Origin of the sequence: Bradyrhizobium sp. B120, from assembly GCF_049075665.1 — a bacterium.
In the GTDB taxonomy this organism is placed as follows: Bacteria; Pseudomonadota; Alphaproteobacteria; order Rhizobiales; family Xanthobacteraceae; genus Bradyrhizobium.
In genome coordinates, this window is the sequence record NZ_CP185242.1 from 8,429,265 (window position 1) to 8,454,907 (window position 25,643).

Here is a 25,643-nt window from a genome sequence, read left to right on the forward strand (position 1 = left end):
CTATGGGACGGAGCATCGATCAGGCCATAGCTTCCCTGCCCTGCGACCAGCAGGAGCAGATTGAAGCGCGTTATGGTGAACTCCGGCAGGAGGTCGAAGGACTGCGGGAGTTGCGCCAGATCGCCGGCAAGGCCCAGGAAGATGTCGCGACCGCCCTGAACATCAAACAACCGTCAGTTTCCAATATCGAGAACCAGGCGGACAGGCATCTCTCGACACTCCGCAGCTACGTCGAAGCGATTGGTGGCAAACTGGAACTGACGGTGAAGCTGCCGGCGCGACCGCCCGTGAGGATCGAACATCGCGGCGACTTAACTCAGCCAGCAGCGAAGCCATCAACTCGGCGAGCAGGCTCTCGGCGGAGGCTTGCTTGACGCCTGAGACGATCACTCGACTGCTAGCCTCTATGAACGCCGGCCGCCTCTTGGTGGTCTGCGGCGCCGGGCTTTCGATGGCGGCGCCCAGCAGCCTGCCATCGGCCCGCGCGGTCGCCGAGCGGTGCTTCGACAAATATCGTCTTGAAGCCGATCCGAACTGCGACATCGCTCTTCGGGACAATCTCGAGGCACTCGCCGAGCACTTTGCAGGCCTCAACACCCTGCAATCGGTCTTCATCGAACATCTCGTGCCCTGGCCTGCATTTGTGCGGCCTTCGAACACGGGACATGCCGCAATAGCGGATTTTCTCATCACCCGCGCCGCCGTTGCCGGCATATCGAGCAACTACGACACGCTCATCGAGCGACGCGCCTGGGACTACGGCGCAGACTTCCGGGGCTCGCTCGACGGAGACGAAGCCACCGTCGATTCCGTCCGTCAGGCGCCGCTGCTGAAATTCCATGGCTGCTCCCACCGCGATCGGCCAGCGACGGTCTGGGCGCCTTCGCAGCTCGACGATCCGACCATCTCGACCCGCATTGCACGTAGCAAAGTTTGGATGGCTGCCAACCTCCGTCAGAAGGATCTGCTCGTCGTCGGCTTCTGGTCGGACTGGGAATACCTCAATGCCCTGATCGGCGACGCGCTGATCGACGTGCAGCCGCTGTCCGTGACCGTGATCGACCTCTCGCCGACAAATGCGCTCGAGCAGAAGGCCCCGCAGCTCTGGGCGATGGCGCACGCACAAAACGTGACGTTCGAACATGTCCAAGAGTCCGGGGCTACGGCGCTCGACGAGCTTCGTCGCGCGTTCTCATCGAACTACCTTCGTCAGGTCCTGAACGCCGGACGGGCCGCCTTCGAGCGCGCCACCGGAGTCCAATGTGACCCAGCTTGGCTGAACGTCGGGAATTTCGATAGCGAGGCTCTGTATGGTCTGCGGCGAGATGCCGAAGGCGTCTCGGCGGCGGAGCCAGCCAAGCTCCTGCGCCCAGCAAATCCAGAAGCCCTCGGCTTCTTCCATTTGCTGCTCCGTCAGGCCGGCGCTGTTCAACGCGCCGACGGTTATGATCTGAACGGCCGGAGCATCCGAGTCCTCAACGGAGCGCAATTCATCCTCGGGACGCTACGGGGAAAATTCGTCGAGCCGCCTGCCGCGATGCAGTCTGACATCGTTGTGGCGGTGGGCGCGACCGACTTGGGCGTGCCGGACAACGTCGTGCGCAGCGGACGCGCCGGTGACGTCATTCGTCCCGACCCAGCCGGCGAATGGTACGACCTCCCCGGGGCAAGAGCTGCGTTGGGCATCTGATGGACATATTCACGCAAGCCGAAATCCTTCTTCGCGACGCCCAATATGAAACTTGGACATGGACTGGCTCGGCCGGCCCGGTGACCTGTTTCGAAAACGCGGCGCTGATGGGGTTCGTCCACGTCTTCGACACCGCAGATGCTCTCCTCACGGCCTGGAAGGAAAACCAGCAAGCCGCCCTCACTCGGCATTCTGCTTCGCTGCGCGGCGCCGGAGCGAAGGCGTGGAACGTCTATTCGGTCTTCCTGACCCCGCATCAGGACGCGCGCCGAGGGCGGCAGATCGAGCGCATCGAAGAGGATTTCTCTTTGACCCGAAAGATCGCCAGAGCCTCGATCACCACAGCCGATGATGTCGAGAAGGCGCTTCTACCGTTGCTGTCCATACGCTCCAAGCCGCTGCTCGGCGCATCTAACTTTGAAACGAGACTGCGCACCAGGCTGAAGGACATTCCTCCGGATGCTGTTACCGCGTTCCTTAACGAGACCACGCCGGCAGAGGTCGCCCGCATCTTGGGAGCGACATCATGAGGCTGGATTTCATTGAAGTATGCGGCTTTCGTGGCTTCAGGGATGTCGTCCGGATCAATTTCGGACGGGGCTTCACCGTCATCACCGGTCGCAACGGCGTGGGCAAGAGCACGCTGTGCGATGCTGTCGAGTTCGCGATCACCGGCTCTATCGATAAGTACGCCGTGGAGAAGGCGGCGAAGGAAAGCCTCAGCGATTACCTTTGGTGGCGCGGCGAAGGTGTTCCCAAAGCTCATTATGTCACCGCCTCTTTTGTTGACGACAACGGAAAGCCATTCACTATCACGCGAACGCGGCAATCCGGCTCCGATCGCTCACCAGAGGAAATCCAGGCCGCGCTTTGCCGTGGACCTGCACCAGAGGACGCACTTCGTCAGCTCACCCGAACGTCCATCATCCGTGACGAATGGATCGCCGCGCTTAGCCTGGATCTCACTGAGACGGAGCGGTTTGATCTCGTCCGCTCCGCGCTCGGTGCACTGGAAGGTTCGGAAGCCGGTAGCAGAGCCAAGGAGGTCGTGGCTGCTGCCGAAGCCGCGCACAATAAAGACGAGGCCGCCTATGAGGCTGCCCGTTCGCGGCTGGCGGACCGACTGACGCAGCAGTCTGAAACGCAAGCCGCGCTCAGCAGATCAGGGGATGTGTCCACCGCGCTCCAGGTGATCGCCACCGCGGTGCCGGATGCCTCCACCGAGCTGACCGCACGGCTGGCTGCCGGTCGAAACGCGCTCGCAAACGGACGGGCCCGATTGGGTCGAATGGGCGATGCGCTTCAACTCGGTCGCGAGGTCGCATCGGCGCAGGCGGCCTACAACGCTCCAGAGGCCGTTGCGAGCCGCGAGGCCGCATCGGCAGCGCATGAAGCGGCAAAGCGCGAGCATGAGGCTGCACAGCAGGTCGTCTCGGAAGCTGAACAACGCCTCATGCGGGAAGAAGAGATGGACGCGACGGCGGCGTCGCTGAGCCTCCTCGTCGAGCACGGTGAGCGCCTCGGGCTGCACGAAGATCATTGCCCGCTGTGCGCGGCCCATCGGACGTCGGACGAGTTCGCCGCCGGTCTCGCCGCGGCGCGGCGACGGATTACATCACTGGCGTCAGGGGTTCAGACCGCTCGCGATGCTCTTTCGACTGCGAAGGCGAACGCACGGCAACCCAGCCTCACGTTGCAGACAACCGCCGCCGCAGTTCAAACTCATGCAGATGAGCTGAGCCGGCTGCGCGAGCGGGAAGCGGCTCATGTCGATTTCTACAATCAATGGGCACTCGATCACCGCTTCATCCAGGATCCTGACGCGCTCGAGCAGGCCATCTCCCCGGAACGTGACCGACTGATCGACCTTGAGCGTGCGCTCCTCGTGCTGGAGGCCTCGCAAGCGGTATCGCGAATGTCGTCGATCGAAAGCAACATCTCAGCGCTGCGAGACGAAATAGAGAAATTAGCTCAGGCAGTTACTCAGTCGCAAAATGCCGTTACGGCGGCGCGCGAAATCGAACGCTCTGTCAGGCGCGTGAGTGCCGAAATCATCGATGAGCGGCTCGCTCAGATCAGTCCCCTCCTCAACGAGCTTTACCAGCGCCTGCGACCGCACGCCGACTGGCGGACAATCGACTACAGCATCCGCGGCGACGTCCGACGTTTCCTGAGCCTCAAGGTGGGAGACGGCCTAAACCCGCAGTTTGTCTTCAGCAGCGGACAACGTCGCGCAGCCGGTCTAGCCTTCCTTCTTTCCGTCCACCTCGCTCGAGCTTGGACACCGCTTAGGTCTCTCCTTCTCGACGATCCCGTTCAGCACATCGACGATTTCAGGGCCCTCCACCTAGTCGAAGTGCTTGCCGCCCTTCGCTCGGATGGGCGCCAGATAATCTGTGCTGTCGAAGACCCTGCGCTGGCCGATCTGCTGTGCCGGCGTTTGGTGAGCACCGCGACAGAGGGCGGCCGACGTCTCGATTTTGACCTTGGGTCGCTCGGCGCCCCGAGCGTGGCGGTGGACCAGGAAATCTATCCGATGCCGGTCGGCGTTCTACGCGGTGCCGCCACCGCATGACGATCGAGAGCGTGCAAATTGAACTTCCGGCACCGCGCAAGCGTCAAGGGCACGGCCCGTGGAGCGATCTGGCGCTCCATACGATCGGTTGGCGGGCGTTTCAGGATCTTTGCTCGCAGGTATGCGAGGTCGTGCTCGGTAGGCCCGTGGAAATCTTTCGCGAGGCCCAGGACGGCGGTCAGGACGCGGTCTTCCTTATCCCGTTGGGGACCGGTGGTCCGCCGATCGGCACGGTCCAGTGCAAGCATACGTCCGATGCCGCGAAGGCCTTAAAGGGCAGCGATCTCACCGCTGAGATTGAGAATGTCGAGGAGCTGGTCAAAGCCGGCCAGGCGGACACCTACGCGTTCATGACGAACATGAGCATAGATGCGCCCGTCGCGGCCGCGATGCGCGCAAGGCTCCGGGCGCTCGGCGTGCGTAAGCCGCACATCCTTGGACGCCAGTACATCGTCAGGGTCATCAGGAGCAGCGCGCGGCTGCGCGCCCTCGTCCCACAGGTCTACGGCCTGGGAGACCTCACCTCGATCGTTGATGAGCGCCTGAGCGAGCAGAGCCGGGCGCTGCTTGATAGCTGGATCCCAAAGCTTCGTACCTATGTTCCGACAAAATCCCATCGCGACGCGGTCAACGCGATCTCCCACCATGGCGTAGTACTGCTGCTGGGCAATCCCTCAAGCGGAAAATCAGCAATTGGCGCGATCGTCTCAACAATAGCCTCAGAAAATCCGGCCAATACCGTGCTTGCTTTGACCAGTCCACGCGATTTTGAGGTGGGCTGGAATCCGAACGATCCGGGCCGCTTCTTCTGGATCGACGATGCCTTCGGCTCGAACGTGCTGCGCGACGACTATGTGCAAGACTGGGCCTCGGCCTTCTCCAAGCTGCGGGCCGCAATCAAGCACGGCAACCGCTTTCTCCTGACGTCTCGCAAACACATCTACGAAGCGGCGAGGCGGCGGCTCGGGCAACGCAACCTTGCTCAATTCGCCGACGGTAGCGCCGTAGTCGATGTCGGCGAGCTCACGTTCGAAGAAAAGGCGCAGATACTTTATAATCACGTGAATTTCGGCGGGCAGAGCCAGAGCTGGCGATCGAGCGTCAAGCCCCACCTCCCAGCGGTCGCCGCTGTACGCGATTTCCTTCCGGGTATCGCAGAACGTCTTGGTGACCCGAACTTTACGAAAGGGCTCGCGCCCCGCGAAAGCTCGCTAGTTCGGTTCATGCAAGAGCCAACAGAACATCTAATCGATACGGTCAATGCCCTGGATGTTCAGTTGCAGGCGGCGCTCATCCTCGTTTACGTCCATCAAGCCGGCTTCGATCCAAGCGACTACGATGTGCCGGCTGCCCAGGCAGTCGCGGACCTGACAGGCTATAGCCTGACGAAGATCCAAGATTGTTTCACTGAACTGAAAGGCTCTTTCCTGAAGCTCTCCGGGTCCAAATGGGCCTTCGCTCATCCAACGATATCTGATGCTCTGACTGAGATCCTTCGCCAGAAGCCGCATATGATGGCGGCGCTCATACGCGGCGCAACCATCGACACCATTCTCAGCAGCTTTACCTGCGAGAGCTCGCCTCTCATTCGAGATGCGCTTGTTATCCCCACAACCCTCGACGACGCCCTGGTCGCCCGGCTCGGCCGCACGCCGGACGAATGGCACCGCAATTGGATGCTGTTCCACTTCTTGTCCTACCGCGCCAGCGAATCGGTATTCGCCAAGGCGATTCAGCAATTTCCGGATCTGCTTCGGCGTTCGTGCTGGCATACTGACCTCATTGGCAACGATCCTCGGCTAAACGCATATGGTCGCGCCCACCATCAGGGTGTCTTACCTGATTGTCTCCGCTTGGAGGCAGCCGACAGCCTGGAGGCAGCCGCACTTACGGACCTCGATACGTCCTTCCTTGACGAAGAGAACATGCTTGCACTTATTCCGCCATCCCGCCTTGTTGGGCTGGGACTGGCGCTGCGCGCGAAGGTCTTACCGTCGCTTGTAGAACGCGCCGACGAGATCGCCGAGGATGTAGATCTGGACGAAGAGCCTGATAGCCATTTCAAGAAGCTTCTTGGTGTATTGGACCGCATCGAGGCGACGGCGGGCGACCCAGAGACCACATCCATGATCGATGACACGCGCGATCGGGTAAAACGGTCGATCAAGGCGATTGAAGAGCGCAAGCGCGAGCACGACGACAGCTCCGAAGACGAAACTGATTGGACGCACATCGTGACTCAGAAGAAGGAGGAGTCTTCACCATCAGCTCCCGTCACGACGAAGCGCTCGGTGTTCGATGATGTCGACAAATAGTCATCTTGACCTCACGCTCCTCGCTTTCGCTTGGCAATGTACTGACGGTCTGCCTCGAACTCCTCGCGCATATGCTCCCGCCGGATGTACTAGCCATCGCGCCACCCGATGGACATGGATCGACCGAATTCCGGGAATTGTTCGCGATCGCGCAACTGCAACAGCTCGTCAATCGAGGATTGTGGAATTTCATGCAGATCGAGGCCTACATTCCGGCGGTCACCGTGACCGGCTCCGGCTTTGTTATTTCAGGCCAGGCTTTTCTGACGCCCGGCACCCACCTCACCTGCCACTGGCCATTGTCGCCCTTGCTCTGCGCCAGGTCAGCCGAGCATGGCCGATGGGCGCTAAGGGGAGATAGGCAAGATCCGCATCAAGAGCGGGCGCGTCGCAGCGCTTGCTCTGCTGCGCTAGGGGGATCGATTGTGCCGAGAAGCGGATTGATCGCGAGCGTCTAGTGACTATCCTTCGCTGTTTCGATGTCGATCAAGCCCATACCAGTTTGCAACCATTCCTTCCTTTATCCCGCTGCATCCGTTTTCACGACGGCGGAAATCCTCCCTTCCAACATACGTGCGGCCGCTCCATTAGACAGTGCGCGAGCATGATCGGGTGCTCTTTAGCCTTCCCGAATGTGATCGGTTGGTGGCAACGCTAGGGGAGAGGTCGATGACTGATGGAAAGTTTCTGACCGCTGAAGAAGTCTCTGAAAGATATCGTGGCAGTGTTTCAATTGGCACTCTTGAAATTGGCGAGCGATGAAGATCGGTCCGACCTTCGTCAAGATTGGCAAGGCTGTTTTGTATCCGACGAATGAACTTGATGCTTGGGATCAAAAGAACACGGTGACGTGCCGAGCATCAAAGGGACTCGACGTGGATAGTGGTGAAGAAGCGTGAAGATCACGTACGAACACGCGAAGCCGCTCCCAGATGCAGACCCCTTGCGGCGCAAGCTGATGCACAAATGCCTTTGTTTTCAATAACTTATGTAGCACGAGTAGAGTCGTGCACAATCACCCCTCCGGCGACCCGACCCCGTCGCAGGCCGACATCCAGATGACCAAGGCGATTGTCGACATCGCCAAGCCGCTCGGCATCGCCGTGCATGATCACATCATCGTTGGCAAGAACGGGCATACCAGCCTGAAGGGCATGAAATTGATGTAGTCTCGCTGCGTCAAAATGCGTCCCGCCGAGGCGCCTCCACGGAGATATTCATGTCGAATGGTCCGAGCGCAATTCTCTCTTTCGACGAGATCGACGCGATTGCACGTGACGCCGTTGCAGAAGGACAGGCGGACCGCAAGCAGGCGACATCGCAGAAGATCCAACCCCTACGAAAGGCCCAGCGCCACCAGCCTGAGGCCGCGATGGCGTTGTTATGGATTGTCGACGAACGAAGCCTCACGAGGGAAGAGGCAGCCGACATTCTTGCAGAGATCGCCGACGCCCGCGATGACGACATAGCTATCCTCTCGTGGCTCGGCATGTGCCTCGAAGCGGTCCGCGACATCGACGATCTGAATGCGCCACCGCCGGAGCACCCGATATTTCAGACGATGGTCGCAAAGCTGGACCGCTTGTCCAAGCTCAATGAAGGGCGGCCTGAACAGGAGCAGATCCTGCGCGGGCTCGCCACGGCGGCGCGAATGATGGCGCGCCAGCACGATGCGATCGCCGAGGACAGTCTTCGGAAACTGACCGAAATCGATCCGCAAAAGAGCGCACATCATTACAATCTGGGGCTGTTCTACAAGACGCGCGGCAGATTCGCCGAAGGCGTGGCGGCAAACCGCGCCGCGGCAAGCCTGTCACAAGAGGCTGTCGACAGCACCGAATGGAACCTCGGCATCTGCGCCACCGGCGCAAGCGACGCCGCGACCGCCTTGGGCGTGTGGAAGCGCATGGAGCAGAAAATCGAGCATGGACGCTTTGGGTTGCCGGAGGGTGGATATCCGGCTTGCAAGGTGAGGCTTGCGGAGCGTCCCCTCGCTGAGCGGACGGCAGATCGTGATGACCCAGGCGAGGAGGAAACGGTCTGGATCGAACGATTGTCTCCGTGCCATGGCATTATCCGCAGCGTGCTGTACCGCGATCTCGGCGTCGATTATGGCGACGTCATCCTCATCGACGGCGCCCCGATTACGCATCACACCTATGGCGAGCAGCAGATACCGGTCTTCCCGCATCTGGCAACGCTGCTGCGCCGGAATTACCGGTTCTTCGCTTTCGCAGGCACGCAGCAGACGGCACGGCAATTGGCCGACATCAGCGAAGAGTTGGACGGGGACGCCGTGATCTATTCGCACTCGGAGAGCTTCAAGATCATGTGCGCAAATTGTTGGCGCAACCCCGATATCGATCACGCTGAGCACGAGACAATGGAAAAGCACGTCGTCGCCGGCCGCATTGCCGCGGCTCCCGAGATCGGGCCTGCGCAGCTTCTGGACATGATCGACAAGGCGATCGCAGAACGCGGAAGCTGCCAGCTCTACGCGCCCGATCTTTGCGCCGCGGCAGGACAATCGGCGCGCGAACGGATCGACCGACGGCGGTTTGCACTGCTGACGGGCAACTAGCGCGATGGTCCTGGCAGGAATGGGCATGCAACTGATTTGAGGGAACTGGTCGCGACGCCTACCGTCGTCGTCCCGGCGAAGGCCGGGACCCATACTCCGCAGCCGATGTTGTGAGCGGGACTCGTCGCTCTAGCTTCGCGCAACAAGTTGCTTTTGTGGTTATGGGTCCCGGCCTGCGCCGGGACGACGGCGAGTATGTGGCATGGCCTGTGAGTCAAGCATCCGCGACTCCGCGACCACGCTCAGCCTTCCCCCCAACCGTCACACGATCCATGACAACTGCCGCTAAAATCACCAATGCAACGTTTTCCGCGCCGCGGCGTTTGTTGCAGGTTGAATTGATGGCTTCCAGGCTTGGGGGACCGATGTCCGATTTCGTGATCGAGGAAGGGCTGCCGTATCCGCTCGGCGCGCATTGGAGCGGCCACGGCACCAACTTCGCGGTGTTTTCCGCCAACGCCACCAAGGTCGAGGTCTGCCTGTTCGACGGCGAGCACGAGACCCATCGCTTCGAGCTGCCCGAATACACCGATCAGGTGTTCCACGGCTTCATCAACGGCGTACAGCCCGGCACGTTCTACGGCTATCGCGTCTACGGCCCCTACCAGCCCGACGGCGGCCACCGATTCAATCCGAACAAGCTGCTGCTCGATCCCTATGCGTGTGCCCATGCCGGCAGCCTGACCTGGAATCCGGCGGTGTTCGGCTACAAGATGGAGAGCGGTGACGATTTGACCTTCGACGAGCGCGACAGCGCGCCGTTCATGCCGAAATGCGTGGTGGTCGATCCCGGCTTCGACTGGATCCAGGAGGCGCAGCGGCAGGACGTGCACTGGGACGAGACCGTCGTCTACGAGACCCACGTCAAGGGCTTTACCAGGCAGCACCCGGGCATCCCTGAAAACCTGCGCGGCACCTATGCCGGCTTCGGCGCGAACGCCGCGATCGATCATCTCAAGGCGCTCGGCATCACCTCGGTCGAGCTGCTGCCGGTGCATTCCTTCATCAACGACAGCAACCTCCTGGAAAAGCACCTCACCAATTACTGGGGCTACAACACGATCGGCTTCTTCGCGCCGGATCCGCGCTACGCCGCCGATGTGCCGAACAGCCTGCGCGAATTCAAGGAGATGGTGTCGCGGCTGCATGGCGCCGGGCTCGAAGTCATTCTGGACGTCGTCTACAACCACACCGCCGAAGGCAATGAACGCGGTCCGACACTGTCGTTCAAGGGCATCGACAATGCGAGCTATTATCGCCTCTTGCCCGACAAGAGGCGCTACTACATCAACGATACCGGCACCGGCAACACGGTGAACCTGTCGCATCCCCGCGTGATCCAGCTGGTGATGGACAGCCTGCGCTACTGGGCCGGCCACATGCATGTCGACGGCTTCCGCTTCGATCTCGGCACCATCCTGGCGCGCGAGGTCTACGGCTTCGACGAGCAGTCCGGCTTCCTGAAGGCCATGAACCAAGACCCGCTGCTCGCTACCGTCAAGCTGATCGCGGAGCCCTGGGACTGCGGCCCCGGCGGCTACCAGGTCGGCGGTTTCCCGGCCGGCTGGGCGGAATGGAACGACAAGTACCGCAACACCGTGCGCGATTTCTGGCGCGGTGAGGCTGCGCCGGGCGCGCTGGCGCCGCGGCTGCTCGGCTCGCACGACGTGTTCAACCGCGAGGGCCGCCGCACCTGGGCCAGCGTCAACTTCATCACCGCGCATGACGGGTTCACGCTGAACGACTGGGCGAGCTACAACAACAAGCACAATGAGGCCAACGGCGAGCACAACAACGACGGCTCGTCCGACAACCACTCCTGGAATTGCGGCGCCGAGGGTCCGACCGACGACCCCGAGATCCGCACTTTGCGCGAGCGCCAGAAGCGCAACATGCTGGCGACCTTGCTGGCATCGCAGGGCACGCCAATGCTGCTCGGCGGCGACGAGTTCGGCCGCAGCCAGCGCGGCAACAACAACGCCTATTGCCAGGACAACGACATCTCCTGGTTCGACTGGAATTTTTCCGACGACGCCAACAAACTGCTCGCCTTCACCAAACGGATGATCAAGCTGCGGCGCGACTATCCGATCCTGCGCCGCAGCCGCTTCCTTTCCGGCGATCGCGATCAACAGCTCGAGATCCGCGACGTGGTCTGGATCGGCACCTCAGGCGTGGAGATGACACAAGCCGACTGGACCACCGGCTGGATCAAGTGTTTCGGCGCCGTGCTCGACGGCCGCGCCCGCAAGACCGCCATCGCCCGCGCGGGCGAGGACGAAACCGTGCTCGTGATTCTCAACAGCTATGAAGGAGAGGTCGACTTCAAGCTGCCGCCGACGTCCGCCGGCCCGCAGTGGTCGCTGCGGCTCGATACCAACGCGCCGGAGCAACCGGCGGGCGCGCAGTTTGCGTTCGGCGGCACCTACAAGACGGCCGGACGCTCGTTCGTGCTGCTCACGGCCGGCGAAGTGAAGTAGTCTCGATAGGGCGGACTAGCGAAGCATATCGACGGGATGTAGTTTCCTCCGTCGTCATTCCGGGGCGTGCGAAGCACGAGCCCGGAATCCATTGGGCCGCACATTCCGCGAATGAATGGATTCCGGGCTCGATGCTATCGCGTCGCCCCGGAATGACGAGGAGCGAGACACGGTCCATGCGGGGATTATGTACGGCAAGGTCTCGATGCCGGGCCCCTCCGCTCACACCGCGCACGCCTGAACGATCTTCGGCAGATAGCCCTGGCAGAAATCCAGATAGGTTCGCACGATGGTCGATTGGTGACGATGCGGCGGATAGAGCAGGTTGAGCGACCACTCCGGCAACAGATGTTGCGGCAGCAACCGGATCAGGCGTTTCTCGCGGATCGCCGCCGCTGCCAGGAAGGGCGGCAGCTCCGTGACCACGTCGCCGCGCAGCGCGCGGGTGCACAGATGATGATAGTCGTTGGTGGACAGCACGGCGTTGGGCTCGACGACATGCCCGCCCAGCTCCCAACGCACCTGGGTGTCGATCCGCGATGCCCATACACCGCACGGCAAGTGACGTAGCGCGTCCGGATGCTTCGGCAGCCCGAAGCGCTTGACCAAGCGCGGACTGGCGACGAGAACATTGCGGAACGACAGCACCCGGCGCGCCACCATCGCCTCGTGAACGATCGCGCCGACCCGAAGCGCGACATCGATGCCGTCCTCGACCAGGTCGACGCGACGCTCGGTCGAGTAGAGGTGAACCTGGATGTCCGGATAGCGCTGCTGGAAAGCGGCCAGCAACTCCCACCACGGCTCGAATGTCTGCGGCAGCGATAGCCGCAAACGTCCCTTCAACCGCATCTGGTCGTTGACGACCACCTGCTCGGCTTCCAGCAGCTGCTCGATGCCCTGGACGGCGCGCTCGTGCAGCCGCGCGCCGGCATCCGTCAGCTTCGCGCCGCGCGCCGAGCGCTCCAGCAACTGCACCTTCAGCTGCCGTTCGAGGTCGCGGATACGGCGGCTCAGCGTCGGCAGCGGAATCTCGAGCCGGGCGGCTCCCGCCGAGAGGCTGCCGGCCTGAACGACCGCGACGAACATCCTGACCGCGTTGAGATCCATGCGAGCAGCCTATCATATCTGGAAGGTTCGTTGCCAATCATAGGCATTCATTTTCATATTTGGCTGGCCTACTTCTGCGGCCATGAGGGACCTCACCTCCGGAGAGCCTATGAAAACGAGCATTCTGACGGCCATGACATTCGCGCTCGCAAGTTCGGCCACATCGGCCCAAACACCGGCGTCACCGCCGCAACCCGTCACCGTCGCGAACTACGCGCGGGCACAAACCGACGTCTATTTCGCCGGCGTGGTCAAAGGCGGCGGCTTCGGAAAATTCCGTCATGGCCGCGAGCTTGCGCCACCGGTGCAGCAAGGCATCGTCCGCCCCAACCGCGATACGCTGTACTCGTTCGCGATCTTCGATCTCGATGCCGGACCGGTGACGATCACGCTGCCGGACGGCGCGAAGCGCTTCATGGCGATGCAAATCGTCAACGAGGATCAATACACCACGGCTGTCTATTACGGCGCGGGCAGCCACACCCTGACGCGCGAGACGATCGGCACCCGCTACGCCATTGCGGTGGTCCGCTTCCTGGTGGATTTCTCCGACAGCGAAGAGATCCGGCAGGTTCACGCCTTGCAGGACGCGATCGCGTCGGACCAGCAACGCCCCGGCACGTTCGACATTCCGAACTGGGATGAAGCCGGCCTCAACAAGGTGAAGGCGGCGCTGCTGCAGCTCGGCACCACGGTCTCCGATACGCGGCGGATGTTCGGCGCCGATGCGCACCAGGTCGATCCGGTGAAGCATTTGATCGGCAGCGCCATGCTGTGGGGCGGCAATCCCGAGAAGGACGCGCTGTATCTGCCGACCACGCCGGCGCGCAACGACGGCAGCACCATCCACACGTTGACGGTGAAGAACGTTCCCGTCGACGGCTTCTGGTCGCTCACGGTCTACAACAGTGAGGGCTATTTGCAGCCGAACCCGACCGGCAGCTACGCGGTGAACAGCGTGACCGCCAGGAAGTCCGCCGATGGCGCGGTCACCATCCAGTTTGGCGGCTGCGACGGCAAGGTCGCCAACTGCCTGCCGATCACGCAGGGCTGGAATTACACGGTGCGGCTGTTTCAACCGCGGCCCGACGTTCTGGATGGCAGCTGGAGTTTCCCCGAGGCGCGGCCTGCGGATTGAGCCGCGTCCGATGTAATGATCCCTCCAAGGTCCCTCCCCGCGACCCCGTCGGCCAATTGACATTCGCCGTCGGGGTGCCAGACTTCGCGGAAAATGAGGGGTGGAGACCTCTGGATGGCCAATCTTTCGGCCTCGAATCACGTCGCCCGGGTTTTATCGGCGGCCAATCAGGTGGCCGGCGTCGACACCGAGGCGCGGATCGCCGCGTCCTGGCGGCGCTGCGTGGTCAATCACAACCTCGATCCGGCCCGGCGCGGGCCGCCGCAGACCCTGACCGAAGCCGAGGTCCGACACATCGCCGAACCGATGGAGGATTTGATCCAGGTCGCGATCCCCGAGCTCGAGGATCTTGCCCGCGTGCTCCACGACTCCGGCTATTGCGTCAACCTCGCCGATCCCAACGCCACGATGCTGGTGAGCCGCCTGCCCGGGGGCGACTACGCGCGGATGTTCCTGGAGTGGAAGATCTACACCGGCTCGAACTTCGCCGAGACTTTTGAGGGCACCAACGGGCTGGGCACCGCTCTCGCCGAGCAGCGGCCGATCATCGTGCATGGCGACGAGCATTTCCGCGAGCAGTGGCACATGTTCACCTGCGCGGTATCGCCGCTGTTCGACCATGCCGGCCGGCTCGCCGGCGCCGTCAACATCTCCTCCTGCCGCAGCGATCTCGGCCGCAGCGCGCATGAGCTGGCACTCGCCGTCACCGCGGAGGCGACGCGGCGGATCGAGCAGTCGTTCTTCCGCCGCCGCTACCGCGCCTCCTGGATCGCGACACTGCCCGGCGACGGCCACGGCATGCTCGCCTATGACGACGACCGCCGCGTGGTCGGCGCCTGCCGTACCGCGCGCGGCGAGTTCGGCTTGACCGATGCGATGATCGATGACGGCATCGACCTGTCGCGCCTGATTCAACTGGACGATCGCGCGGCGCGGGCCGCGGACGAGCCGGTCGCGCTGCGCCGGGCCGACGGCACGCCATGGGGCCGCGGCCGCGTGGTGCCGCCGGTGCGCGCGCGCGTCTCCCGTCCGCTGCCGGCACCGGCGCGCGAGGCGCCGGCCGGACAGTTTTCCGGCCTGCACCGGCTCGCGGGCCGCGATCCCGTGCTGATCAAGGGCGTGAAGCGGCTGATGACGGTCGGCAATCTCGATCTGCCGATCCTGCTGCGGGGCGAGACCGGCGCCGGCAAGGACGTGTTCGCGCGCGCCATTCATGCGGCCAGCAATCGCGCCGGCCGCAACTATGTCGCGCTGAACTGCGCGGCGATGCCGGAGAGCCTGATCGACGCCGAGCTGTTCGGCTACGAGGCCGGCGCCTTCACCGGCGCGCGGCGCGAGGGATCGAAGGGGCTGATCGTGCAGGCCTCTGGCGGCACGCTGTTCCTCGACGAGATCGGCGACATGCCGCTGTCGCTGCAAACCCGGCTGCTCCGCGTGCTGGAAAATCGCGAGGTCTGGCCGCTCGGCGCGCTGAAGCCCGTACCTGTCGACATCCGCCTGATCAGCGCCACCCATCGCGACCTCGCAGCGATGGCGGAGGACGGCAGCTTCCGCTCCGACCTGTATTATCGGCTGCGCGGCATGGAGATCCGCCTGCCCGCGTTGCGCGAACGCGCCGACCGCAGGGACATCATCACGCAGATCGCCGACGAGGAAGCGCCGCACTGCCGCATCGCACCGGATGCGTGGGCGCAGCTGATGGCCTATCCGTTCCCCGGCAACATGCGTCAGCTCCGCCATGTGCTGCGGCTCGCGGGCGCCACCGCCGAGGGCGGCGTCATCACCGAGGCCGATCTCGATCTGCCGCCGTTCGGCGCGCGCCATGTGGAAGCCGATCATGCGGCCGCCGAGCGCGCCGCGATCGTCGAAGCATTGCGTGCCAATGACGGAAGAGTGACGGACGCCGCCAAGGCACTCGGGCTCAGCCGCGCGACGTTGTATCGGAAGATCAAGGCGTTAGGGATCGAGCTGGACAGCTAGACCGGAAGCGCACCTGTTGTTCCGGCCGCGCGGGAACGGTGCTATCCTACGCCTTTCATTCAACGCCACGGAGCGGGTCCCATGACACGGTTTCCCCTCGCTGTGGTCGTTGGCCTCATTGCCGCGACCATTTCGCAGCCTGCTGCTTCGGATTCTACTGAACAACGATTGGGCAAAGTCCATTTTGCGACATCCTGCAAACCGGAAGCGCAGGAACTGTTCGACCGCGGCATGCTGTATCAGCATTCGTTCTGGTACAGCGCATCGCGCCGCACCTTCGAGGAGGTGCTCGAGGCCGACCCGCAATGCGCCATCGCCTATTGGGGGATCGCGCTCAGCTATCTCTACAATCCGCATGGGCCGCCACCGCCGGAGAACCTTCCGCTCGGCCTCGAAGCCGCCAGGAAAGGCCAGGCGCTGGGTGCGGGCACCCCGCGCGAGCGCGAATACATCGATGCGATCGCCGCGATGTATGTCGACTATGACAAGGTCGATCACCGCACCCGCGTGCAGAGATTCCTCGCGGCCGAAGAGCAGGTCGCGACACACTATGCCGACGATGACGAGGCGCAGATCGCCTATGCGATCACGCTCAACGTCGCAGCATCCCCGAGCGACAAGACCTATGCCAACCAGCTGAAAGGTGCGGCGTTGCTCGAGCCGATCTTCAAGCGCCAGCCAGAGCACCCCGGCATCGCCCACTATCTGATCCATCTCTACGACTATCCGGCGCTCGCGGAGAAGGGCCTCCCCGCGGCGATGCACTATGCCAAGATCGCCGAACGCGCGCCGCATGCCCAGCACATGCCGTCGCACATCTTCACGCGGGTCGGCTACTGGAAGGAATCGATCGCCTCGAACAAGGAATCCGCGCGCATCGCCAAGGAAGACGGCGAACAGCAGGATCAGGCGCACGCGATGGACTACCTGGTCTACGCATATCTGCAGCTCGGTCAGGACAAGGAGGCGCGCGCGGTGGTCGACGAACTCGACAAGCTCGCGTTCAAGCAGGATCGGTTCGCCGGCCCCTACGCGGTGGCGGCAAGCCAGGCCCGCTATGTCTTCGAGCGCGGCGACTGGAAGGGAGCTGCTGCGCTTGAAGTGCGTCCGACCAAGTACGCTTACGCGGACGCCATCACCTATTTCGCGCGGGCGGTCGGCGCTGCGCGCTCCGGTGACCCGGCTGCCGCCAAGACCGATATCGCCAAGCTCGTCGAGCTGCGCGACAAGTTGAAGGACGCCAAGGACGCCTACTGGTCGAACATCGTCGACATCCAGCAGCAGATCGCGAGCGCGTGGGTGCAGTACGCCGAAGGCAAATATGACGAGGCGCTCGGCGCGATGAATGCCGCCGCGGAGGCGGAAGACAAGACCGAGAAGCATCCCGTCACCCCGGGACCGCTGGCGCCGGCGCGCGAGCTCTATGCCGCCATGCTGCTCGATCGCGGCAAGGCCGCCGACGCGCTCGCCGCCTACGAGGCCGTGCTCAAGAAGGAGCCCAATCGGCTCGCGGCCTATCTCGGGATGATCAAGAGCGCCAAGGCGTCCGGCGATCAGGCCAAGACTCGGGAATGCGCTGATCAGATCGCCCGACTTACCGCGGATGCGGATCTGTCGAGGCCGGAGTTGATCGAATTGCGCCAGACAACCGGAAGCAAGCTGTGATGCGGCTCACGACATGGCGCAACGGTGGAGCGGCCCTGCTCGGCGCCGTTGCGCTCTGTCTTTGCAACGTGCCGCCGCTTGGCGCGATGGAGATCCTCGGCCAGGCCGGCGTGCTCGGCGAGTGGGAGCTGACCGGGCATCTCACCGAGAGCGGACCGGATGCGCGCAAGCAGTTCTCCGGACCGCTGAAGATGAAGCATGTCGGAATCTGCGTCCAGGATGGACCCGAGGAACGCGCCGGAGAGATCCGGCTGCAATTCACGGGTGCGGATTCGCAGGTGACGGCCGAACTCGTGCTGGACGGCGCGGCCTGCACCTACAGCGCCCGCAAGACGCGCAATTACGAGGGCACGCTGTCCTGCGAGGGCCGCGCGCCCGTTCCGCTGCTGGTGTGGCTCAAATAGGAACTGCCGTCAGGCCGCCGGCCGCGAGCGGCGCAGCCATTCGTTCAGATCGATGCGGCCGAGGCGCGCCTCGCCCAACGGCACCAGCGAGTGCTCCTCGACCCGGCCGCCCCAGTACAGGGCGTCGGGGTCGTTCACCACCTGACGCGGGTCGCCTTTTGCCTTCAGGTAGCGGGCCACGATTTCGTTGAATGGCGCCCGGTCCGGACCGGCGATCTCGACGATGCCGTTGCGCGGCGGCTCGAGCGCCACATCGGCCACAAGGGCGGACACATCCTCCGCCGCGATCGGCTGGAACAGGCCGGGCGAGAGCCTGACGGTGTTTCCAACTGCACCCGCATCGGCGATGGCGCCGACGAATTCCATGAACTGCGTCGCGCGGATAATGGTGTAGGGGATGCCGGACGCCTCGATGAGTTTCTCCTGGGCGACCTTGGCGCGGAAGTATCCGTTCTCGGGCGTGCGGTCGGTTCCGACGATCGAGAGCGCGACATGGTGCTTGACGCCGGCCGGCGCCTCCGCCGCCAGAAGGTTGCGTCCGGAAGTCTCGAAGAACGCCATCACCGCCTTGTCCTCGAATGATGGCGAGTTGGCCAGGTCGATCACGACAGCCGCGCCGGCCAGTGCCTCCTTGAGCCCCTCGCCGGTGATGGTGTTGACGCCACTCTTGGGCGAAGCGGCGACAACGTCGTGGCCGCGTTGACGCAGAATGGCAACGGTCCTGGAGCCGATCAGTCCGGTGCCGCCGATCACAACGATCTTCATGATTGAGTCTCCCTTGTCGATGACCAGAGATTTGGCGATCTCGGGACGCGCTTGTGCTTCAAGCTTGCCGGCGGCAAGCGCGATGGGCGCAGCGATTGATCGACCCATCGACGAACGTTGCGGGCTCGCGACGCGAGATCGCGCGGACGTCCGGCTGACGAGGAGAGTTGAAGAACTCGCGCCGCCGTATCGATCGCTCCTGCATGCGCGACGACAGTTATATCATGCCGCTCGCGTTGATGGCGCGTTCGTCAAAATTGATCAGGATTGGTCAGCAGTGCTGATTGACTCGGAGAGGCGTGCCGCCCGTCGCCGCTTCAGGAAAACTCGTTCCAGCTGACGCGGCGGGCATCGATGTCGCCGAGCACGACCGGATCATGGATGTTGCGCACGCTCTGGAAGCCAGAGCGCAGATAGATCAGCGGATCGACCGTGGTCACGGCGCGGACATGCTGGACTTCGCCGATGAAGATCGAATGGGTCTTGGTCTCGAGCTCCTGCGCCAGCACGCAATCGAACGCCGCGACGGCATCCTCCAGCACCGGGGCGCCGGTGGCGCCGGTGGTCCAGCGGCCGAAGCCAAAGCGGTCGTCACCGTTGACGCCCTTCTGGCCGGAGAAGGTCAGCGCCAGCAGCGCATGGTCCTCGTTCAGGAAGTTGATGACGAAATGGCGCTCGGCGCGGATGCGCTCATGCGCGCTGGCATTACGGTTAACGCAGACCAGCACCGAGGGCGGATTGTCCGACAGCGAGCAGGCCGAGGTCACCGTCAGGCCGGTGCGCTGCCCCGGCTCGCGGCCGACCGTCACCAGCGCCACCGCGCCCGCGCAATGCCGCATTGCCTGCTTGAAACTCTGTGCGTCGACCGTCATGCCCTGACCCTGAACCGGAATAGTTCCCTTGAAGATATGCGAGACAGGGTGCGAGGCAAGCCCCGCACCCTGCCTATCTGTCATGCAGCCTTCTCGAACTCGGCGCCAAGATGCTTGAGCCGCGGCATCACCTCGTTCTTGAGCAGGTCCAGCGAGTGCCGCCAGGCCTCCGGCTTGTGCTTGTAGTCGAAGCCGAATACGCAGAGCACGCCGAAGCCGCCGACCTCCCGGTAGATCTTCTCGATCTTCTCGGTGACCGTCGCGGGCGAACCGACGACCCAATTCCGGCGCGCGCAATATTCGACGGTGACGTCGCTATCAGGCACGTCGGGGGCATGCTTCAGGTAGTCCTTGAAGCCGAAATGGCCGAGCAGCGGCAGGAAATACTCGCCCATCATCCGGCCCATCATGTCGCCGGTCGACAGCCTCCACGCCTCCTCATCGGTATCAGCCACGAACACCTCGCGCACCAGCCGCCAATCCCTGCGGCTCGGCTTGCGGCCGGTCTTGGCCGCGCCGGCTTCCACCGAGTCCCAATGGCTGCCGACATAGGCCGGGTTGAGGTTGAGGCTCATCGGGATGAAGCCGCGCTCGCCGGCGAGCTTGAGCGTGTCGGAATTCTTCGACAGGCCGGCGACGCCGATCGGCGGATGCGGGCCCTGTAACGGCTTGATGTGGGGCTTGAGGAAGTCGAACATCGTGTCCGGCTTCGACACCGTCCAATACTTGCCCTTGTGCGTCCAGGGTCCGGGCTCGGACCACATCTTCAGGATGATCTCGAGCGCCTCGCGGGTCATGTCGCGGTTCTGGCCCGACATGCCGTCGACGTTGAACATCGCCCAGTCGCTCGGCAGGCCCGAGGCGGCGACGCCAAAATTCAAGCGGCCGTTCGAGAGATGATCGAGCATCGCGACGCGATTGGCGAGCTCCGCCGGGTGATGATACGGCAGCAGGAAGCCGCCGGGCCCGATGCGGATGTTCTTGGTCTGCAGCAGCGCCTGCGCGACCAACAGGTCGGGCGACGGGTGCGGCTCCCACGGCGCGGTGTGATGCTCGCCGATCCAGGCTTCCTGATAGCCGAGCTCGTCGAGCCAGCGCAGCGTCTGCAGGTCCCAGTCGTGGCCCTCCTTCAATCCGCACTCCGGCGGGTGCGAGGGCATGGTAAAGTAGCCAAGCTCCATGTGCGTTTCCTTCCTTCGCTTGTGATTCAGTCATGCAATGCGTCTTGCCGCGCATTCGAAGATGCGTTGAGCAAGCGCTGTGCCAGCGTGGAAATCGCAGGAGAGGCGGAGAAAGGCGGCGTTTTCGGCCAGGTGCAAGCCATGCCTCGGGCCCGGCGAAGCCATTGCCGTCTCATCGTCGCGAGACGGTGTCGCATGCCATGAGACTCGCCGATAAGCATTCAGCTAGTTTGCCCCCTCTCCCCGTACTTACGGGGAGAGGGTTGGGGTGAGGGGCTTGCTCCGCACACACGGTAGCAGTTGAAGTCGCGGAGACTCCCCCTCACCCGGATCGCATCTCCGATGCGATCCGACCTCTCCCCGCACGCGGGGCGAGGTGAACCGGAGCCCGCCGATCTAGCCCGCGGCGCGGCGCGGCAGCTTGTTGGAATCCGCCTCCGATAGCGCGGGAAGCTGCATCAGGATGGTCTGGCCCATCGAGGCGATCTCGATGCCTTCCTCCTGGAAGCGCCGCTTCATGCGACGGTTGAACTCGCGCTGCACCGACCAGCGGCCGCCGTCGGTGCAGCGGATCTGGCCGACGATGGTCACGACCGAGCCGTCGACCTTGTCGACGCCCCACAATTCGAGATCGCCGCGGATCAGCGCGCGATACGCGGTCTCCTGGCGCATTTGGGCGACGATGTCCTTCAGCACCTCACCGGCGCGGTCGGTGTCCTCCTTGTAGGACACGTTGACGCTGACCGCGGCATTGCCGGCGCCGCGGCTGGCATTGGTGATCGTCGTCACCGCGCTGAACGGCACGATATGCACCGAGCCGTCGCCGGCGCGCAGCCGCATGGTGCGGATCGAGACGTTCTCGACCACGCCCGAGAGGCCCGACACCGTGACGGTGTCGCCGACCTGCACGGTGTTCTCGAGCAGCAGGAACAGCCCGGTGATGAGATCCTGCACCAGCTTCTGCGAACCGAAGCCGATCGCGATGCCGACGATCCCGGCGCCTGCGAGCAGCGGTGCGACATTGACGCCGATCTCGCTGAGCGCGGTGAGCCCAACCACCGCGACGATGATGCAGAACAGCGCGGTGCGCAGCATCGGCTGGAAGGTGCGCAGGCGCGCGGCGCGGGCGAAATGCCCCTCGCGCGACAGCGTGTCGATCTGCCGGTCCATCAGCGCATTGGCGACTTCCCAGATCACGGCCGCGGCGAGCGCGGCGATGCCGATCGTCACCAGCGCCGAGATCAGGCGAGAGCCGATCTGGCCGCCATAGAACCAGACGATGGCATCGACGCCCCAGACCTCGAGCAGCGCGACGAAGCCGACCACGGCGATCACCGCCGTGACCACCTTGCGCAGCAGCGGCAGATAGCGGTTGGCACGGGTCTCGAGCCCCGGGAAGCGCTGCATCAGGTCCGGGCTGATGCGGAAGCCGCGATCGATCAGGCTCAGCACCACCATGGTGACGAGCCGGGTGACCAGCAGCACCGCGACGGTGCCGACGAAATATTGCAGCAGCAGCGAATAGCCGTTGCGGATATTGAGCGCCCACACCGCCCACAGCGCGAGATCGAGCGCGATCGCCAGCACATGCCACAGCGAAGCGAGACGATTGCGCGTCCGCGCCGCAAGGCCGGTGCGATCGGCCGGCGCGCGGATGACGTCGGCGACCTGGCGGCGGCATTGCAGGATGATGACGACGACGAAGAGATGCACCACCAGCATCACGAGCCGGAGCAGCGCGGCGTAGCCGGCGTGGGATAGCCCAAGCAGCAATGCGACATTGGCCAGGCAGATCCCCGAGACCCCGACGGCGACGATGCGCCGCGCCCAGATCTCGATATAGGCCGCGGTCTCGGCACGGACACGGACCAGGCCGAATGGGCCGGCCAGCGCGCGCACCGCACAGATCAGCGCGCGCGAGAAGGCGTAGGCGTTGATCACCGCGAGGATCACGAGCCGCGTGGTCGACTGATTGCCGATCTCGGTGCTGAGCAGCGCAGCGGCCACGCTGAGAAACACCACCACCGGCAGCAGCTCGAGCACGAGGCGCCCGAGCACGAAAGGCAGCCGGACCAGCGACTGCCAGGCCCGTGCCAGGCTGAGCCGGCGGCGATGCAGATCGCCCTCCGGCGTGACGTCGGCAACCGACGACGGCGGATCGGCGCTGGCGAGCGCCTGCACCGGCACGCGCGCGGTCTGCGGCAGCCGCGCTTCGAGGAACGCGACCGGCCGCTTGATCAGGCGGAACACCACCCATTCGGCAGCCAGCGCGCAGCCGAGCACCAGCGCCAGCTTCCAGGCGATGTCGATCATGAGGCCATAGGCGGCCGGATCGTTGGCGGTGCGCAGGAACCAGTAATAGAACGCCGGGAAATGCGTCAGCGTGCGCGCCACGTCGGCGACCTCGCGCGACATCTCGCCGACCTGCTCCGAGACCATCAGCAGAAGCTGCGCACCGAGGCTGTCCGCGTTGAGCGGGATCGGCGACTGCTGCTGCTCGGGCGCCGGCTGCGCGGCCGCCTGCGGCGAGGCATTGGCGATGGCGCGCAGCGTGTTGATGATCTCGCCGCGCTTCCTGTCGTCCTGCAGCGTCTCGAGCGCGCGCTTCGCCTGCTCCGGCGTCAATGCGTCGCTGGTACTGGGTTGCGGCGGCGCCGGCTTGGCAGCCGGCTGCGCAAGCGCGGGAGAGACGAACAAAGTGAGGACGAGAAGGATCGCAAAGCGAAGTTTGTGCGACACGAGGGCCTCTTATTAAAATAATTGCGCGACCGCAGATCCCCGGGAGGACTCTGCTCTCGCGCTCGCGCCATGTCGGATCGCCCCTTTTCGCCTTGATGATGTGTCGGAAGTTTGCTGCTGCGACGACCATCTCTTGGCATTTGCCGCAACACGATCGTCACAAGTGTTGAGCAGCGTTTACGCATCCGGCTGTTCCGGGCCGAGCCGGCCGATCGGCGCGCCACACGTCAGGGATGAGGCGGCAGAATCTTTCGCTTGACGCAGGTCGGCGGCCATGATGTTCTTATTTTGTTCTTTTGGTTTCCGAGTGTGTTCCGAGGTGATCATGCACGACGTCTTTGCCGAGAACGGCCCGATCAGGCTCTTCATTCACGACGACAGCGAGACACCGATAGAATTCATCCGCAACCTGTTGCGCACGGTCTTTGGCAAATCGCGGAAAGAGGCGGTTGCCGCTACCGCACGGATCGAGGCGCAGAACGGAATCGCATGCGGCCCCTACCCCGCGGCGGTGGCCCAGGCGCTGCTGGAATCCGCGCTGCAATTGATCCGCAGCAATGGTCATCCGTTGCTGATCACGACCGAAGCCGCCGACGCGGCGCGGCCGTGCAACCTCTGTGGCTCGCTGGAATCGGTGACGAACGTCTTTCTCTTCCGCAAGACAGTCTGCCTGTGCAGCAACTGCCTGCTCGCGGCCAGGGCGAGTTCGGAAAACCTTCCGGGCGAGGATTTCAGATATGCCTTCGTGGCGCTCGATTGGCATTTTGCCGGAACGACGCGCAACCAGATCCTGACCCGGTCGCGGCAGTTTCCCGGTCACATGCGTGCCGATGTTCAGATCGCGATCGACAGGCTGTTCGATGCGCCGATCCACTTCTTCGGTCTTCATGAGGAACACCGCTACGAGACCCTCGCTTTCGCCGCGCTGATGGAGAACAGCCGCAACGCGCCGGCGATCGCGCCGCCGCAGTATCACGACGTCGACGTCGGGGCGGCCGAGCCGGTGAAATGCCTCACCAATGGATTGTGGCTGTGCCAGACCGAAGAGCTGCGCTACGCGGTGCTGCTCAGCTACCATCGCGATTATCAGAGCGAGCCGAGCTTGCGGATCGAGCTCGCGGTGCCCGCAGGCGCCGCCGGAAACAGCCTGGTGCAACGCACCTTTGCCGAGCTGGAAGCTGCGGTGCAGGCGGCGCGGTCCTATCGCGGCAAGATCCTGTCGCTGGAAGATGCCGCCGACTACCGCGGACGGGCGCGCGGTGTGACCGTGCATCGGCTACCGACGGTTGCCCGCGATGACGTGATCCTGCCGGAACGGACACTGCGGCTGCTCGACCGCAATGTGCTCGGCTTTGTCGAAAGCCGCGATCTGCTGCGCAAGCTCGGCCAGTCGACCCGCAAGGGCATCCTGCTGTACGGCCCGCCCGGCACCGGCAAGACCCACACCATTCGCTATCTCGCCACCAATCTGCCTGATCACACCACGCTGATTATCACCGCAGAGCAAGTCGGCCTGCTCGGCGCGTACATGAACCTTGCGCGCCTGCTGCAGCCGGCCATGGTCGTGATCGAGGATGTCGACCTGATCGCGCGCGACCGCGAGGACATGGGCGGGCCGTGCGAGGAATCCCTGCTTAACAAGCTGCTCAACGAGATGGACGGCCTGAAGGAGGATTGCGACATCCTGTTCCTGCTGACCACCAACCGCCCCGAAGAGCTCGAGGGCGCGCTGGCCGGCCGCCCGGCCGCATCGACCAGGCAATCGAAGTGCCGCTGCCCGACGAGACCGGACGCGGCAAGCTGATCCGGCTCTATGGCAAGGGCCTGCCGCTCGAACAGCCCGTCATCGACGAGGCCGTGCGACGCACCGAAGGCGTCAGCGCCGCCTTCATCAAGGAGCTAATGCGCCGTCTCGCCCAGGCCAGCATCGTCAGCGACGGCGACGGGCAGGTTACCACCTCCGACCTCGTCGGCGCGGTCAGTGAAATGCTGTTCGACGGCGGCCGGCTCAACGCCAAGCTGCTCGGCGGCGCACAGGGAATGAGCGCGGGGTGATCAGAGTGACAGCAATCCGCGGCAGTTTTGCCACTTTGCCCCATCTCAAAAATGAGATATCCTCGCGACGGCCTGGAGTGTCGAAATCCTCAA

At 63.7% G+C, this 25,643-nt stretch carries 20 protein-coding genes and 2 pseudogenes; 16 read left to right on the forward strand and 6 right to left on the reverse strand.

The genetic code is table 11. The features are described from left to right. Positions 1-2 precede the first annotated feature (2 nt). From ACOIX3_RS39095 to glgX, 10 genes and pseudogenes are all read left to right on the forward strand, one after another. On the forward strand, positions 3-374 hold the full coding sequence (locus ACOIX3_RS39095) for an XRE family transcriptional regulator (protein ID WP_420967322.1): 372 nt from the start codon (positions 3-5) through the stop codon (positions 372-374). Next, positions 371-1,690, forward strand: coding sequence for an SIR2 family protein (locus ACOIX3_RS39100; RefSeq protein ID WP_420967323.1), 1,320 nt, complete (start codon positions 371-373; stop codon positions 1,688-1,690). The genes ACOIX3_RS39095 and ACOIX3_RS39100 overlap by 4 nt, the downstream gene beginning before the upstream one ends. Continuing rightward, positions 1,690-2,220, forward strand: a complete 531-nt coding sequence (locus ACOIX3_RS39105) for a hypothetical protein (protein ID WP_420967325.1) — start codon at positions 1,690-1,692, stop codon at positions 2,218-2,220. The genes ACOIX3_RS39100 and ACOIX3_RS39105 overlap by 1 nt, the downstream gene beginning before the upstream one ends. Then, positions 2,217-4,265, forward strand: a complete 2,049-nt coding sequence (locus ACOIX3_RS39110; RefSeq protein ID WP_420967326.1) for an AAA family ATPase — start codon at positions 2,217-2,219, stop codon at positions 4,263-4,265. Before ACOIX3_RS39105 ends, ACOIX3_RS39110 begins: the two co-directional genes overlap by 4 nt. Further along, on the forward strand, positions 4,262-6,580 hold the full coding sequence (locus ACOIX3_RS39115; protein WP_420967327.1) for a hypothetical protein: 2,319 nt from the start codon (positions 4,262-4,264) through the stop codon (positions 6,578-6,580). The genes ACOIX3_RS39110 and ACOIX3_RS39115 overlap by 4 nt, the downstream gene beginning before the upstream one ends. 5 nt (positions 6,581-6,585) lie before the next feature. Further along, complete coding sequence (locus ACOIX3_RS39120) at positions 6,586-7,038, forward strand: hypothetical protein (protein WP_420967328.1); 453 nt, start codon at positions 6,586-6,588, stop codon at positions 7,036-7,038. A gap of 211 nt (positions 7,039-7,249) precedes the next feature. Then, a pseudogene (locus ACOIX3_RS39125) lies at positions 7,250-7,479 on the forward strand (helix-turn-helix domain-containing protein). A 105-nt stretch (positions 7,480-7,584) separates the two neighbouring features. Continuing rightward, positions 7,585-7,749: pseudogene (locus ACOIX3_RS39130) on the forward strand (JAB domain-containing protein); the annotation flags it as partial. 50 nt (positions 7,750-7,799) lie between these two features. Next, positions 7,800-9,161, forward strand: a complete 1,362-nt coding sequence (locus ACOIX3_RS39135; RefSeq protein WP_420967329.1) for a prenyltransferase — start codon at positions 7,800-7,802, stop codon at positions 9,159-9,161. Between the two features lie 365 nt (positions 9,162-9,526). After that, complete coding sequence (gene glgX, locus ACOIX3_RS39140; protein WP_420971904.1) at positions 9,527-11,641, forward strand: glycogen debranching protein GlgX; 2,115 nt, start codon at positions 9,527-9,529, stop codon at positions 11,639-11,641. A 222-nt stretch (positions 11,642-11,863) separates the two neighbouring features. On the opposite strand, the gene ACOIX3_RS39145 is transcribed toward glgX, so the two are convergent. Continuing rightward, entirely contained in the window at positions 11,864-12,751 is an 888-nt protein-coding gene (locus tag ACOIX3_RS39145) for a LysR family transcriptional regulator (protein WP_420967331.1), read from the reverse strand. A gap of 109 nt (positions 12,752-12,860) precedes the next feature. Here ACOIX3_RS39145 and ACOIX3_RS39150 point away from each other — a divergent pair, with 109 nt between their 5' ends. From ACOIX3_RS39150 to ACOIX3_RS39165, 4 genes are all read left to right on the forward strand, one after another. Beyond that, positions 12,861-13,889, forward strand: a complete 1,029-nt coding sequence (locus ACOIX3_RS39150) for a DUF1254 domain-containing protein (RefSeq protein WP_420967332.1) — start codon at positions 12,861-12,863, stop codon at positions 13,887-13,889. A 114-nt stretch (positions 13,890-14,003) separates the two neighbouring features. Next, positions 14,004-15,869 carry a sigma-54-dependent Fis family transcriptional regulator gene (locus ACOIX3_RS39155; protein ID WP_420967333.1) on the forward strand — a complete coding sequence of 622 codons (1,866 nt, stop codon included), beginning with the start codon at positions 14,004-14,006 and terminating at the stop codon, positions 15,867-15,869. 81 nt (positions 15,870-15,950) lie between these two features. Beyond that, on the forward strand, positions 15,951-17,534 hold the full coding sequence (locus ACOIX3_RS39160) for a hypothetical protein (protein ID WP_420967334.1): 1,584 nt from the start codon (positions 15,951-15,953) through the stop codon (positions 17,532-17,534). Further along, positions 17,534-17,938, forward strand: a complete 405-nt coding sequence (locus tag ACOIX3_RS39165) for a hypothetical protein (protein WP_420967335.1) — start codon at positions 17,534-17,536, stop codon at positions 17,936-17,938. The genes ACOIX3_RS39160 and ACOIX3_RS39165 overlap by 1 nt, the downstream gene beginning before the upstream one ends. A gap of 9 nt (positions 17,939-17,947) precedes the next feature. Here ACOIX3_RS39165 and ACOIX3_RS39170 read toward each other — a convergent pair whose 3' ends face one another. The 5 genes from ACOIX3_RS39170 to ACOIX3_RS39190 form a co-directional block, all read right to left on the reverse strand. Beyond that, complete coding sequence (locus tag ACOIX3_RS39170) at positions 17,948-18,703, reverse strand: SDR family oxidoreductase (RefSeq protein WP_420967336.1); 756 nt, start codon at positions 18,701-18,703, stop codon at positions 17,948-17,950. A 317-nt stretch (positions 18,704-19,020) separates the two neighbouring features. Next, complete coding sequence (locus ACOIX3_RS39175) at positions 19,021-19,575, reverse strand: flavin reductase family protein (RefSeq protein WP_092122778.1); 555 nt, start codon at positions 19,573-19,575, stop codon at positions 19,021-19,023. An 80-nt stretch (positions 19,576-19,655) separates the two neighbouring features. Continuing rightward, the gene (locus ACOIX3_RS39180) at positions 19,656-20,756 is read right to left on the reverse strand and encodes an LLM class flavin-dependent oxidoreductase (protein WP_092122775.1); all 1,101 of its coding nucleotides are present in this window, start codon (positions 20,754-20,756) and stop codon (positions 19,656-19,658) included. A 396-nt stretch (positions 20,757-21,152) separates the two neighbouring features. Next, positions 21,153-23,495, reverse strand: a complete 2,343-nt coding sequence (locus tag ACOIX3_RS39185) for a mechanosensitive ion channel family protein (protein WP_420967337.1) — start codon at positions 23,493-23,495, stop codon at positions 21,153-21,155. Positions 23,496-23,672: 177 nt separating this feature from the next. After that, a complete protein-coding gene (locus ACOIX3_RS39190; RefSeq protein WP_420967338.1) occupies positions 23,673-23,822 on the reverse strand; it encodes a hypothetical protein in 150 nt (49 codons plus the stop codon). Here ACOIX3_RS39190 and ACOIX3_RS39195 point away from each other — a divergent pair. Beyond that, a complete protein-coding gene (locus ACOIX3_RS39195; protein WP_420967339.1) occupies positions 23,821-25,299 on the forward strand; it encodes an ATP-dependent Clp protease adaptor ClpS in 1,479 nt (492 codons plus the stop codon). The genes ACOIX3_RS39190 and ACOIX3_RS39195 overlap by 2 nt on opposite strands. Beyond that, a complete protein-coding gene (locus ACOIX3_RS39200; protein WP_420967340.1) occupies positions 25,263-25,550 on the forward strand; it encodes a hypothetical protein in 288 nt (95 codons plus the stop codon). Before ACOIX3_RS39195 ends, ACOIX3_RS39200 begins: the two co-directional genes overlap by 37 nt. Positions 25,551-25,643: the final 93 nt, after the last annotated feature.